The following is a 14,542-nucleotide window of genomic DNA, read 5'->3' as shown; positions in this document are numbered from 1 at the left end:
TAATTCCTGGAAGACAATTGAGGGGTCGATGGAAGTAACAGCATCTTGGTAAAATCTAATGACTGCTTCGATTATTTCTCCTAACTCATCAGGGACTGTTAAAGATTTCATAGTAGATTATTGTTATGGTTTATACTAAATCATATCACAAGAATAATTGTTTAAAAATCTAATGATATACTAGAAGTCGGTTCTTGGTCAATAGTTTAGAAGGGAAGATAACAGATAAAGTCTGACAACCATTTAATCTGTTAATCTACTAAGAGAAATAAGGAAACAGTTTTTCGCAGGTGTCGGTTTTTGGATTAGTTGAATAAAATTGTCAAAAATGATATAATCAGACGGACAAAAGGTTTAGATAAACTTTGTTGTTTTTAATTTTATAACATAAGTTATGTATATTGGTTCATGATCATGAATAAACTCCTTATTGTTCCTATTAATAATTTTTTAGTTACTTTTGAAGATGGTAAACTACAAAGAAGATTTTGTTCTGTAGAAAGTATTAACATACTACAAGAATTAAGTCATTATAGTTCTAGCTGGGACGTGATCGCAATCGATCATTGTCCTTTTAGTCTTGAAAGTTTTTATCAACTTTGTATAACAGAAGATGAATTAGGCACGACCTTAACAACCTTACTTAATGCGGTTTCACTGGTTATTTTGATTTTTCCTGAAGGAAAAATTTTAAAAATACAAAAGAAAATATTTCTTGATTACAGTGAAGAAATGATTATCGAAGAAATTCCCGAAGGATTTCCGCTAGAAAGCGACCAAAAATGTGAACAACTTGATTACATTCTTGCACAAACTTGGTTTGAATATTGTTACTCAGATTTTTCTCGTAATTATTACAATCCTGTTGCTCAATACCATAAGTATTTAGTTGTTATAGGAAATAGAGAATGTTACAAACTTTTGGCTAAAAATTTTGGTTCTGTATATGTGCCTTCTGATATATTTTCCCAATACTCAGATACAAGTATTCCTCTCACTCAGTTACCACCTATCTCAAAAGATGTTAATAATTTTCTTGTTTTGAAAGAATTGCCTTTTGTCTTTTAAGTTAATTTAGCCAACAAATTTACCAAATCCGCCTCACTTTCAAAATCTAACAAGGCTTCTCCGAGGTCTTCTAATTGCTCGACGGGGAGTAGGCGAATTTGTGCCTCTATGGTAGCTGAGACTTGTCCTAGACGGCGATTGAGTAGGCGTAAGACTAGGTGGGCAGCTTCTTCTTGCTTTCCTGAAGCTCTAATATCCTGGTAAATCACAGATTCCTTCATAATGTCCTCTCTTAAGATCCTTTGAATCAATTGCTTATTTAATCTTAAACCAGCGAGAATTGCAGTAGAGGCCGCCAAATTGCTTTGGTCTGTTTTGTCAATGACATTCTCAATGCGGTTAGCCACATCTCTTAAGACAGCTTCCCTATCCCCACCTTGTCCTAACACCGCAAAGGGCCAGACCCCTGGTGCTTGAAGTTAATCAGCATAATCCACTTCCCAGAGCCGAATTACGTTAAATTGATGCCGTGTTTGAGCCAGTTCAAACACCGTTTGCTGCACTAACTCAGAGTTGCTTTTCCTCAAGTAAATCACCACTTGGTGCATTTCCTTATTAGGATAACGACGATAGACTCTCAGCCTATAATCAGCCATTCTAAAGGGAATATCTTTCTTAGGCTCCGTTTGGAACTCTATATGCAAGACCACGCCCTCTGATTGCAGAAAGATTAAGCTATCTGCCCTGATCGGTTCTAAGGAGAGTTCCGACGGCTTTAACTCCGCTCTTGTCAATGGGTTTTCCCAGTAACCAAATGGCCATATCTGTGGCAAAGGTCGCAGCAATGAATTTGCAGGTGGAATCAAACATTGTCTGATTTTATCACTTTAACACCCCTAAACTTAGTCTAGTTTATTGACTTAGTTTCGTTTATCTTAGAGATAGACTAAATTTGAAATACCACTTGTTATGGAATCGATCAACATCCATCACGCCAAAACGCACTTATCGAAGTTGTTACAAAGAGTAGCACTCGGAGAAGAAATAATTATCGCTAGTCGTGGAATTCCCGTTGCCAAGTTAGTGCCATTTAATGACGAGGACAAGCCCCGTCCTCTTGGTATAGATCGAGGGAAATTTACGGTTCCTGATGACTTTAATGCTCCTCTCCCTGATGAGATCCTGAACTCCTTTTATGGAGAAGAATTGTGAATCTTCTGTTAGATACTCATTGTTGGTTATGGGCTTTGAGTGAACCAGAGAAATTAAATCCAGAAGTTTCAGGTATGATCAGCGATGCTATTACCGCAGCTACACTTCCACTTCATCATAAAGATCCTTTCGACAGAATGATTATCGCTCAAGGGATCAGCGAAAATTTGCCGATTTTGACCAATGATAATGTGTTTCGTGATTACGATGTCACTACCATAGCGATTACCAGATAATCTTATGTTAGATGCACCATCGCCACCTCAAAGCACCGTTCCTTGGGCTTATCCCATGACCTCACCACCGCCACAACTTCGTTGATGACCCGTTCAATTACAACGCGCACCCCCTGAAACATCGCGGTTTGCCCTGCTTGAAACTTTGACTGAGACTGAAGAAATGCCAGAAATTCAAAGATCTGCTCATCGCTTAATTGGCGACGGGAATTAACCCCGTAAGTCAGAATTAGATGCCGTTTTCCTCGCTCTTTGTCCCAACCAAGCCGTTCCATAAGTTGATCGATCGCCGCCACCACATCGTCCCAGTCAATGACTTCAGTTACCACCTCATCAGAGTCAGCCAATGCAGGTAATGGGGAATGAGAAACGGCTACATTGTCGATTATATCTACGTTACACGAAACAGGCTCAGAATTAGTTACCTCGTCTGATAATGTGACCTCATTTTCTTGGGCATTTCCTCCCAATTCATTTGTACTGAGTATTTCTACTGATTGATCATTTTCCTCTTTCAACATCTCGACTGCGCTCGATGTTAAACTTTGAGTATGTTCAAAAAGTAGGTAACTAGGATTAGGGTCATCAGTTGAAAGCATTACATCATCAGCATTTTCAGAGTTTACTTGCTCAGATCAGTTACTTTCAACATCATTCTAACAAGTAATTTTACTCTCTTTGGAGTCTGAGAAAGTTTTAATAGTACATCAAATTAGCCGCTTCTTCTGCTCTGATGTTTTGATAAATGATTGTAAGGCTAAGAGTGATTCTTCATTGTCAAACTTGTTTAATAAGATTGGAAACTCTTTCATCAAGATGTGGATGAGTGCTTAATATTTCTAACCATTGGGGTATAGTATCTCCTTTGCTAAGTTTTTGTAAAGCTTTAATAAGTCCTACTGGGCTGTATTCTGAATTGCTTAGTAAAGAGAGTGCATAATTATCTGCCTCATATTCATGTTCACGACTAAACATCTGCTGAGAAAGAAACGACATTCCGCTTACGGTTAGATTTACCAAAGGATTTCTCAAAACCAGTGAGGCAGCCGACTCGATAACATTGAGTCTAAATTCATCCTCCATACGAGATTTGGCGTGTCCTAGTTCAATATGCCCAATCTCATGCGCTAGAACTCCTGCAATTTCATCATCAGAAAAATCTTCTAAAATATCAACAAACCCTTTCGTTAGAAGAATTATGCCACTTGGTAATGCCATTGCATTGATTTGATCACTGTCGAGTACATACTGAGTGTATTGAGAAAGTTTAGAATTAGATATATGGTACAATTCGTCAAGAATCTCTTTGACTCTGGGAATTGACTCAATAGAAATGGATTTACTAGACTTCAATTGGTCTAAAAGTTCTCCCTCCAAACGCTCTAAGTCAGTTGCTGTTGATCTGAGTATATTTGGTAGGAAAAGAATGGCCACGATAATCAATATCAAGATTAACTCAGAGAACCCTAACATTCATCTACCTTGTTAAGTTTATAATAAGGCCATTATATTGTTAGGTCTTAAGTCAATCAGTCAGTAGGATTGCTGATCTTTTGGATACATTAATGAAGTGTAATAGGCGTTATTTCTTATTGCTCGGCAGTTAATTGACGTAAGCTTTCACATCCTACCTTGTAGATTATCAATAGACATCTCCAAAAATTAACCTCAAACCCTTTTATCATCAGGGTAAAATTTTGGTTTTTGAAGATGTCTAATTAAGCCGCAGGAACAGGGAGTGGATTTAATTCTTTTCTGGCACATTTATATTTCTTTTTAAAGCAATCGATAACTGTCTTAATCGCTCACTAACCTCTAAATTAAATTCTTGGGATTGCAAATTTGCTGGCAATTCGTCCAAAAGTTGAGAGTTTTCTTGTAACCATTCATTAATTGCTACGCCTGTCCATGTTCCTTTTTTTTCTCGAAAAAGATCGACTAAGCCTCTTAATTCCTGAATACAATAGGCTTCAAATCCTGCTGCTTCAAAAATTCCATTGCGTAAATATTCTTCAAAGGCGTTAATATCATTAGTTACTTCAAAGATAACAATTTCTCTAGGAGGGGTTAATTGGTCAGCTAAATCTATTACTTTATCTATCGTCATTCCTATGACTTCTGTTACCCCTAAAACTTGTTGGCGAAGGTCACGGTTAAAAAGCAAATCAGACCCATATTTAACGTATTTTTTCAGCACTCTAAAAGCTGGTTCATCCCCTTGATAATAATTATCAATCAATTCAACATCAGCCCCTAAAGATTTGACAATTTGCGTTCGGGTATCACTGTTAACGGGGCCGCGAATTAATGCTTCAGCGACTGGACGAGCAAAGCGTAAGAATAAGACACTTAAACTATTTTCTAAACGGGCTAAAAATTCATCTTCTGAGTGTCCGATAAGTCGTTCTTTTACTTGATGACTTCCCCATAATAAAGTAGTCATATAATCTACTAATTTTAATGCTTCATCTTTTAATTCAGCAGCTAATTGTCGTGCCAGAGAATCTAATAATTTTCTGATATCAGCATATAAGTTTTCTCGCCAAGCATAATTAGCTTTTGTGCGGTCAAAGTCTGGAAAAGAATTTGCAGCAAAAATAATTTCTTTTTTGCTTAAGGTTTCTTCTCTTAATATTTTCATCTCACTTTCTACAAGTTGAAGATATCTTTCTCTAATTTTATAAATGCTAGTTGATGAGTTATTATTGACTTTTTCTAACGGTTTATTAATCACATTATTTTCATAAAAATTTTGTAAATCTGCTTTAATGTGTTCCCATTTACTATTCCACCATTCGGTAAAAGATATTCGTCTTCTTTCTTCTTCAAATCGTTGTGCTTCTTCAGGGTTTTCAGGAAATCTTTGATTAACAAGACGATAAATATCTTCTGATGTATTGACGATTTTATCAATAGAAACTTCACAGCGTTTTTTAAGAATAGAGACTCGCTCAGTATTAATATAATTAAAGATTCTTTGTTTAATTTCGGGAATTCCTGTTCCTTGATTTTTTAAAATTTCTTCATCAGTAATTCCGGTTAAACTGCTTAATTTATCTCGAATATTACTGGCTTGACCTATTTCTAATTGGGTATGTTCTTCTGCAAGATTATTTAAAATTAAATAAGCACCTGCTGAACCGGAAATAATACGATTTGTGGGTAAATTGGCACGTTTTAGCCAATCTTGAGAAGCTTCTTCAATGTGTTGTTTTACTGCTTCTACGCTACCAAGGGAATCAATATGACTTAAAAAGACAAAAAGTTTATCAGCAATAGTAATATTTTTATCGCCTTGTTCAGTAAATTTAATAATTTCTAATTCTGCTTCTCGAATACTACGAAAACGCTGAATTACTATTACTGCGTCACAGTCTGAGAGCATTTGTTGTGCTTCGTCAACGTGCTTTGCTAACCCAGAATCTGAACCAGGAACGTCATAAAAGACGATTCCTTCTGCTTGAGCAAGTTTATTAGTATAAAGTCTAGCTTCTAAGACAGAATGAGCATATTTTTCATCAGCAACGTATTTTTTTAGTTGTTCTCGAATATCTTCTAATCTGGTAAAAGGAATAATTAAATTTCCTTCTTTTCTAACTTGTTGTAAGGTAGTTTCGTATTCTCTAATAGTTTTTAAGTCTTCTTTTGCGCCAACGGTTTCTAATTCTTTGAGAAGATGAATAAACTGTTCTTCGGTGCGAGTTTGCACTTCTAATCTTTGTTCAGATTCACTTTTAACGGAATATATTTGGGTAGTAGTAAACGTACATCTTCCCCCTTTTGCGGGAAGTAAATCACATTCTAACCAAGCGTTAATAAAGGTACTTTTTCCCGCCTTTTCTAAACCTACTACAGCAATGCGAAATTCTCGTTTTCTCAATCGTTCGAGTTGACGGTTAGCGGGTGCAGCTTCTTGGATGAGTATTTCTGTTAATTTGGAGGGAACTTCAGCTTGTGGAAGTTTGGCTAAGTCAACGGCATAATTTTGGATGTTTAAGACATCACTGAGGCGGGTTTCATAGTAAGATGAGGCTGATTTCCAATCCATTAAATTAACTCCTTAAATACGTTTGAATGATTTGAGGATAGACGCATCTCTCAGACGACCTAGCTGGATAATTTTACCTTCTGTATTAGCTGGAATATCCCTTTTGATGACATATTTAGTTTCTTCACCAATGATGTTTTGTCCATTGGGTATATCAATCCTAATATAAAATTTAAGTTGACTGTCTGGTGAAATTTCTTGATTTATTGTATCTATAATTTTTTGGTCTGCTTCTTCTGCTTTAAGACATAAAAATTCTGGAGCGGCTTCAATGAGTTCAATCATTTTCTCTCTATTTATTGGTTTTCCTAAAGTTAAGCCATAAACTACTGATGCAGGAACAGCCAGACATATTGCAGTAGGAATTGGTTTGCTAGGAAGCGCAGGAGAAGTTATGTTTTTTGTTGAAGTTTCACTCAAAAATTTTTGAGAAACATAAGCTCCAATTAAGATAACAGCAGCAATGACAATATATTCCATTTTGTCCTCATCTTCATCTAGTGATTTACGAACTGGTCTAGAAACATCTTTTAAAAATTCCCCTCCTTGTTTCAAGAGAGAGTTTTCTTTTACAAGTTTTTGTTGATTTACAGAAACTGTATATATAATATCCTCAGATAACTCTACATCCTTATCTAAAGTAGCCTTTTTGTCAATTCCATATTTTTTACAAAGTTCCTGAGCTTCGAGCTTATCTAAAATTAAATAGATGACGGAGCTTAAAGTACCTAATCTTTGATATTTAATGTGAGGATAGACTTGTTCAAAAATTTGCTTGGAATTTTCTTCAAAATGTTTACTTCCCACTTAAATCACTCTCCTCTTGAAGATTACTTAATTGAGAAAATTCTTCTTCTAATCTTCTTGCTCTTTCTTGCATAGGTTTCCACACATTTTGCTGTTGTTCGTAATCAAAGGTAATTTCTTGTCTAGCCTTCTCTAATCTATCTCGATAAAGATTAAGAATATCAGTTTGAGTTTGATCTACATTTTTTTTTAAATCATCAATTTGTGCCAATAACCATTCTATCACTTGCTTTAAAATCTTAGGTTCAGCTTCCTTTAATTGTTTTTTCCAATCCCCTAAAATTTGCCCTATACTTGGAATTTCTGCATTATCACTAGAGCGTTTTTCCTTTTTGGGAACTATCCATAACCAATGCTTCCAAGTTCTACGTTTTTCAGTGTAGTCTTCTTTTTTAATATCAAAATCTGAGTTAAACTCAACAAAATCAAATTTTAGATCATTTTTAACTTTGTTTAACTCAGATTCTGGAAATCTAATCACAATATTCTCAGCAATAGAATTAGACTCTTTTTCTAAATAAGCAAGATGAAATATAAACAACTCATTGACTGCTTCATACATTCTATTAATCTCTTGTGTGGCAATTTTGTCCAACACTTGGGCTATAATCAAACTAAGATGAATAGATAGTTCGTTAAGTTCGTGATTTTTTTGTTTAAGATTCTCTTTCTCTTCGTTTGTTTTTGCAACTACATTTTGACCATTTTTTGCGCTGTAATGACTATAGCCTAGTTCGATTAATCTTCTTATCTTTCTCTCTAGCAAGTTAACATGGACAATACTTGCTTTCTTAAAATTAGGATGATCTAGAGTAACTATGCCATTTTCTAACGATTCTGCTACTGCTTCCAAAATCTGATCAACTCCTCTCCCTAAAGCATTTCTCCAATCGTAGAGAGGAATTAATTTTTCTTCAATATCGTTATAAGGTTCGGTAAATTGAAGTTCTGTAATAGCTTCTGTTAATACAGAAATTGGATCATCTTCAGTTTGCTGACTAATATAGTCCTTACACTGCTGATTAATTTTTTCAAAAGGCTTTCTTAAATTAGCATCACTTGCTCGAAGAAATTGATCTAAAGAAGATTTTATACATGAGATTCTTTCAGATTCTTGCTGATAATTTTCTTCTGAACTGTTAAGAATTACAGTAGTAGTCTGTACTGCCCATTGTGCAATACTATTTCCCGCAGCCACATTAAATTTTTCTATGGCTTGAGGAATAACTAACTTAGGAAAATGTTGGGTAATATGTAGGTTTAAATACTGTTGAAATTCCTCAGCATAGGATTTTTGCCATAAATCTTCGGCCACTCGAATTCTATCTTGACTAGACCAATTTTCTGCTTTTCGGGGTAAATCTTCTAAGATACTTTCTTCAATTAACTGACTACATTTACGATCAGCATCTCTACAGGCTATGGTACTATCATTTTGATCATTGCTTTGTATTTGTAAAGCTAATAAAGCAGGTAATGTACTTAATTTAATTATTTTTATATTGTCAATCGCTTGGGTATATTCTCTTAATTGTTCTGTTAGTTCATTTTTAATGCTTCTGGTGGTTTTTTCGACAAAACGCTTTTCACTTTCTACCCAATTTTTATCATCTCTGAAAACATCAATTTTGTTGAGAATAAATAGCATTCTCTCTGGAGAACCGCCTAATCCCTTAACTTCTTCTACGACTTGTAATAAAAGACTTTTAACCTTCTGAGGGTCGGTTTCTTGACTATTATATGTTACTAAACACAAAGCATCACGACACTGTTTAATAACTTCCATATTACTATCATCGCCCACATAAGATAATCCAGGTAAATCTAGTAATTTAACTCTGACACCTTTAGGTAAATCTCGCTCATATTCTTTAAAAAGTCTGAAAGGATAATAAATAATAAATTTGGGATAAGCTAAGTTAGATTGATCTTTTTTATTATCAATATAACTAATCATTGCTTGCTCTAAGCGTTTACAAATTTCCTCATCACTAATATTTCTCCACCAACCACATTCCCATAATGCCCCCGGTGTTTCTTCAATAATTAAACCCTTTTCTTCGCTATATTCAATTGTAACTGCCCCTGCACTCATTTCACTCACTGCTGTCGGCACAATATCAGCACCACAAAGGAAATTTACTAAGGTACTTTTACCACTGCTAGTTGTTCCTGTAGTCGCTAAAATCAGAGTGGGATGGCGCAATTCATCAATTAATGTTTCTAACGCTGTTGTTAGATTGTTAGAGAGTTCATGAATCTCAGCATGATAAGATTCTGGTAAATGCTGAATAATCTCCGTCTTGAAGTTATCCCAGTAACCTGCCAGAAGTGTGGCCTTGTTTTCTACTCCTTGGAAAACTTCGTAAGATTTTTGACTCATAACGGGAATGTTACTCACTAACTAGGAGATTAGATCATCACTGAACAAATCGTTAACGTACTTATAGTTCCCTAAATAATTCTAAAGTATATCAACTCTCAAATAAAATTTTTTAAGATAATATTCAACTATCCGTTTAATTTCAAACACTGCACCACCTGTCGTTTCGTCTCCTCCCCCCTTATATCATAACTTAGCCCGCATTTCTCACAAACTTTGCGATTGGGAGCAGGTTAACTTTCTTGGTTATTATGTACTAAATGGGCGATATTATGAAAAACGCTGTATAACGATCTTCTGGGGCTCTAGGCTTTTACCTTACAGTTTCTAAGCTCTGGGCTTTTTTCAGGATAAACTTTGAGGCGTTGCTTCGCACTCGCATAGCGAGATCGCAAACTAACATAACTCAGAATTTTGAGTTTTTGCTCTTAAAATAATGGGCAATCTCTTACTATCAAATAGTTCTACAATTCAGCAAGGAATATTGTTTTCCCAGAGTTCAAGAAGACCGTTCTGTCCATAATTGTTAATAATTGATATTCTTCTTCTATTATATTAAAATTAAACTAAAAACATTAGATTAATCCATTATCTCCACACTTATATCGTTTACCTCAGCCTCTCTTTCATAAGACTGAGCAATTACTTTTAAAATATCAGCCGTTCTTGGCCATTCAAATCGAATTGATTCTACATCGGAAGCATATTTTTCCGCCAAAGAACGTTCTTGTTCACCCCCATCGTATAAACGTCTGAGTGTCACGCCTCTAGAGTTTCGATGACCACATATTATTCCTCGCTCAAGTTTCTCACTCTTTACTTGCTCGATAATATCTCTGACTGATTCATGTGGCCATATATTATCTGTTCCATTAGGGCAGCGCGATAAATATTCCCCGATCTTGATATCTCCAATATCTAACCTTCCAGCTTCTTTTAAAGATTCTCTTGCCTTTCTAATCCATTCTTTCAAAGCACTCAGGTCAATCTGATCTCCTGTCTGCCCAGGGAGAATAGAAACCTTTTCGAGTAACCTATAAGCAATCTCTACTCGCTGTCTCAACAATTCCTCTGTTAGATCCTCTACAGGGTCTTGTTTATTATCATTTCTTCTAAAACTCCAGATAACAAGCTGAGCGAAATCACTGGGATTTTCAGCAACGCTTTTCATCAGATAACGAGGCGAAAATGCTTCATATCTGAAAAATTTAAGGTACAACCACTCAATGTAAGAGACTTCTCTTTCTGGAATTGTACCAGCATCTTGAAGAAACTCAATAGCTTTCAAAATGTCATGAGAAACCTCTTGAATTGACATTCGATTACCCTCGTTGGGGTTGGTAGCAATTCCAATTAAAATATTTGCTACTAAGTTACTATCTAACTCACTAAGGTTTTGGCTTATAAGAAACAATTGAGCTAGAGCATCAATTGCTGCGCGTGGTCTATCATTTTCTAATAGCCTAGATGCAATGCTGGACACAAGCTCAACTTGCTTATCTGGAACAATATAATGATTTAGGTTAGACCAAAAGTGCTGTCTTCCTTCTTCTGGAATACTATCGACAAGTTCTAGGGTTTCAGTAGTTAAGGGCATACATAATAAAAATTTCGCTTTTTTAATAGATGACCAATTTGTATTTTCTATTGTGATGTTTTTTGCTTCTTCATACTTGTTATGAGATAAAGTAAGAAAAAATCCTTTAGAAAATTCTCCTAAGTTATCATCAATATCTAACCATTCTATGGCAAGATTATACAAAGTTTTAGAGAAAACATCCCATTTTTCTAAAATCCTTACCCAAAGTAACGACAGCGCAAGGGTTTCTGGCCCACTTAAAACAGCTAACGTGCAAAAATTAGATGATTTCGTTTTTGAGAAGGAACTTAGAAAGGCTATAGAACCAACTAATCGAGGTAAAGAACAGTTTACAATTAATTCTTTAATGCCATCAATACCCTGTTCTTGATAAATAGATTCTAAGACAGATATTCGTTTTTTTATTAATAAAGCCTCACGTTCTTTATAATCGTAATCATCGATATTAATTAGATCAATTAAAACAGGAACGTGAGCATTAAAAAGAAATAAGTTCGCTTTTACAACGTCTTTAAAATCGAAATGATGAGCAACTTTCTCTACTTGGTCAAGTAACTCTTTTGCCCAAGACCACTTAGTATCTGGAAACCTTTTATGGCGCGCTACAATACCGATGATCTCCTTGACAATCTTCTTTCTTTGCTCGTCAGAAAGGTCTTCCGCCTTAATGGATAGCATTCGCTTTATAATAGTTTGGACTTGTTCTTCAGTATAAAAAGTAAAATTATTAACTAAATTAATAATTCTATTGTCTATATTTTCATAAGTCTTATCAAAATTATCTAATAGTAAATCCACTATGGCTTCTACATAATTCAAATAAGCTTGATTTGTAATGCTAGCTTCTACATTAGTTGTCCAATCCCTATATTCTGGCTTACATATTCCAGAAGACGAAAGTGTATTATTCAACAGTAAGGCAATCATCAAATCCCATGATACTTTTGGATATTCACGAATCAGTATTTTCCTTAGAATTGTTAGTCTTTCATCATGGGTTGCCGATGTGTTATTTATCCATCCTAAATAGATATCAACGAGTGACTTAAATGGGCGTTTAGCGTATGTCCCACCTGGATCTATCTCTGACAAACGAGCTAAACACTGGCTGACTTTAACAAGATAGTCCTTATTCCAAGAAATAAGCTCTAATGCCCATAATAAATCTGAATGATAAGAACCTCCAAAAACCCCGTCTCCTTCAGCAGTAAATAAACCTAAAAGAATAGGATTCTCCCCTTCTAAAGCTGATTCTACTGCATTGAGAAATACATCAGGAGCAGCTTCAGCCAGTAGTCTCAAACACCCTTGCACGGAAAACCAGAATTTTACGTTTTTATTTTCTTCAAAAACCTTACGAATCCAACCACAAACAAGCGAAGATGACTTTTCATATCCTAATTGTTCAGAAAATTCATCGCCAAAAGCAGATAGCAATGCTAGAGAATCAGCGATCGCTTTTTTGAGAAAAGACGAGTATTTTGGGACTGCTCCCAGAATCGATGCCATATAGCGTTCGTTGGTTGGCAAATGGTAGGGATCTTCATCAGCTAATATCACTGGGGCTATTTTCCCTAATCGTTGCAAATAGGGTTCAGCTATCTTTGGAGCAATTAGTAGCCAGAAATCAATCTTGGCAATGACTTGCCATTGATTTCCTATTTTCCGAATGGGAGGATCATTTTCGTGAGATAAGTGAGTAATATTATTTTTGAAATCAGAATAAGATAAACCAGATAATACTTTCATTGCCTGACAATCATACTCATTATCTTCATTCCATGTTGAAGCAAATAAGGCAGCAAAAAGGACATCTAGCGAAGCATTGTTAGACCATGTCGGTTTCTTATAATCAATTGGTCGCAATAGGGGATGCCTAAGCAACGGCTCAAAATAACCCTTAGTCTCTCGATATAAGACTCTAGCATTATCCTCACTGTCTTTATTATCACCAGGCCAAAGCTTTTTAAATCCTTCTTCTCTAATAAGACGAGGTTGACGACTTAAGCAGATTGATTCTGAAGGAGTATCTTTATCATCAACGGCAATAAGTACGGTGTGACCCTTGGCAGTAGCAGCCCCTATCCCAGTCGGAGAAAACCCATAGGGGATTAAGATGAGGGATTGCTCACTGGTTGCCATAAAATCCCATGCTTCTTGAGATTTTATAATTAAGCATCGACAATTTGCATCTTCGACGTTAATAAGGGTTGCCAAAATAAAGCCATAAGCCTCATCTTTTGACTTTGATTTTATTCTATGTTGATCTTGAACAGAGGTTAAATTTAACAATGATTTTGACTCATTTTCCCTTCCATTCAAGAAAAAATCAGCAGTCAAATTTATCTTAGTTTGGTTAGTAAATTCAAACCAAGCTTGTTCAATATCTAAAGTCGAAGTACAGCGCTTACCCAACAATTGGGAGAACCAACGATGTACAGCAGAACAGTCTTCTAACCAATTAGAAAGGTCTTGTGCATTAATTCCCTCAACGCCTTTCCATTTATTATCTGATTTTTTCTCATTTACCCAATTGTCTTTCTGTGTCCAAAGTCTTGATGTAACAAAAACAAAAGTGGTTGTATCTAACTCAAAAGGATCTGGATTCTTCAGTCTTTTTAAGTAATCATCATCAGCTTTATCTTTAACACTTTTGTTTGTTCCAAATTCCCAGCCTGATGTACCAGAAGGGATAAATTGATTACCCTCATCTACTTCAAGAACACCATCCCATCCACCAACCGCAATATCATTACCTGATGGAAAATTAATTTTCTTTGGCTTGCAGGAAGCCCTAATAAGCATCTTAACCAATAGCGGCAGTATTTCTTCTGCTTGCCGTTTATTGGTTTCAGTCCAGTTTTTAATGTCATTTGTAGTAATATACCAACCAGTTTTATCTTCAACCATTTGAGATTATAATAATTTCGTTTTTATAGTTTATCGTTGAATGCCGCTAAGTTATCCTGCGATCGCAGAACCATGAACCTCCGAATAACAAGCGTTGAGAACAACACACTCGATTTTATCTACGAATAAGGCGAATAAACCAGACAAAGCTTCGGAATCGACCAGCTTGCTTCCCCCTGCCATATCTTCAAAAACTAACCCTTGTTCCCCATCACCATGACCGCAGAAGTGGACGATGTTGGGGTCGTTATCTAAAATCGCCCGTTGTATGTCCCTGTAACGTACTGCTGTTGACGTGATGATTTCAAAGTCATCTCGATGTTTTGAGCGCAGTAGTC

10 protein-coding genes and 1 pseudogene are annotated in these 14,542 nt (G+C 35.7%); 3 read left to right on the top strand and 8 right to left on the bottom strand.

Annotation, left to right across the window (positions count from 1 at the left end; translation table 11 throughout):
* Window positions 1-414 precede the first annotated feature (414 nt).
* Window positions 415-1,068, top strand: a complete 654-nt coding sequence (locus tag VB691_RS21645) for a hypothetical protein (protein ID WP_323293610.1) — start codon at window positions 415-417, stop codon at window positions 1,066-1,068.
* Here the strand turns inward: VB691_RS21645 and VB691_RS21640 are convergent.
* Window positions 1,065-1,878: pseudogene (locus VB691_RS21640) on the bottom strand (Rpn family recombination-promoting nuclease/putative transposase). The gene VB691_RS21645 and the pseudogene VB691_RS21640 sit on opposite strands and share 4 nt — an antisense overlap.
* Window positions 1,879-1,977: 99 nt before the next feature.
* Here VB691_RS21640 and VB691_RS21635 point away from each other — a divergent pair.
* The gene (locus VB691_RS21635; RefSeq protein WP_323293609.1) at window positions 1,978-2,220 is read left to right on the top strand and encodes a type II toxin-antitoxin system Phd/YefM family antitoxin; all 243 of its coding nucleotides are present in this window, start codon (window positions 1,978-1,980) and stop codon (window positions 2,218-2,220) included.
* Window positions 2,217-2,456, top strand: a complete 240-nt coding sequence (locus VB691_RS21630; protein WP_323293608.1) for a type II toxin-antitoxin system VapC family toxin — start codon at window positions 2,217-2,219, stop codon at window positions 2,454-2,456. The genes VB691_RS21635 and VB691_RS21630 overlap by 4 nt, the downstream gene beginning before the upstream one ends.
* A gap of 2 nt (window positions 2,457-2,458) precedes the next feature.
* Here VB691_RS21630 and VB691_RS21625 read toward each other — a convergent pair whose 3' ends face one another.
* The 7 genes from VB691_RS21625 to VB691_RS21595 all read right to left on the bottom strand — a co-directional run.
* Complete coding sequence (locus VB691_RS21625; RefSeq protein ID WP_323293607.1) at window positions 2,459-3,055, bottom strand: hypothetical protein; 597 nt, start codon at window positions 3,053-3,055, stop codon at window positions 2,459-2,461.
* A 178-nt stretch (window positions 3,056-3,233) separates the two neighbouring features.
* Window positions 3,234-3,890, bottom strand: a complete 657-nt coding sequence (locus tag VB691_RS21620) for a M48 family metallopeptidase (protein WP_323293606.1) — start codon at window positions 3,888-3,890, stop codon at window positions 3,234-3,236.
* Between the two features lie 310 nt (window positions 3,891-4,200).
* Window positions 4,201-6,504: a dynamin family protein gene (locus VB691_RS21615; protein WP_323293605.1), complete on the bottom strand. Its 2,304-nt coding sequence runs from the start codon at window positions 6,502-6,504 to the stop codon at window positions 4,201-4,203.
* Between the two features lie 12 nt (window positions 6,505-6,516).
* Window positions 6,517-7,311, bottom strand: a complete 795-nt coding sequence (locus VB691_RS21610) for a hypothetical protein (RefSeq protein WP_323293604.1) — start codon at window positions 7,309-7,311, stop codon at window positions 6,517-6,519.
* On the bottom strand, window positions 7,301-9,694 hold the full coding sequence (locus VB691_RS21605; protein ID WP_323293603.1) for a dynamin family protein: 2,394 nt from the start codon (window positions 9,692-9,694) through the stop codon (window positions 7,301-7,303). The genes VB691_RS21610 and VB691_RS21605 overlap by 11 nt, the downstream gene beginning before the upstream one ends.
* Window positions 9,695-10,274: 580 nt before the next feature.
* The gene (locus VB691_RS21600; RefSeq protein ID WP_323293602.1) at window positions 10,275-14,204 is read right to left on the bottom strand and encodes a hypothetical protein; all 3,930 of its coding nucleotides are present in this window, start codon (window positions 14,202-14,204) and stop codon (window positions 10,275-10,277) included.
* A gap of 51 nt (window positions 14,205-14,255) precedes the next feature.
* Window positions 14,256-14,542, bottom strand: a 287-nt coding sequence (locus VB691_RS21595) for a CHAT domain-containing protein (RefSeq protein WP_323293601.1), incomplete at its 5' end; no start/stop codon positions are given.

Source organism: Crocosphaera sp. XPORK-15E (assembly GCF_034931425.1).
Taxonomy (GTDB): Bacteria; Cyanobacteriota; Cyanobacteriia; order Cyanobacteriales; family Microcystaceae; genus UHCC-0190.
The sequence above is the reverse complement of the archived record's forward strand: the minus strand, read 5'-3'. Positions and strand labels throughout refer to the sequence as shown.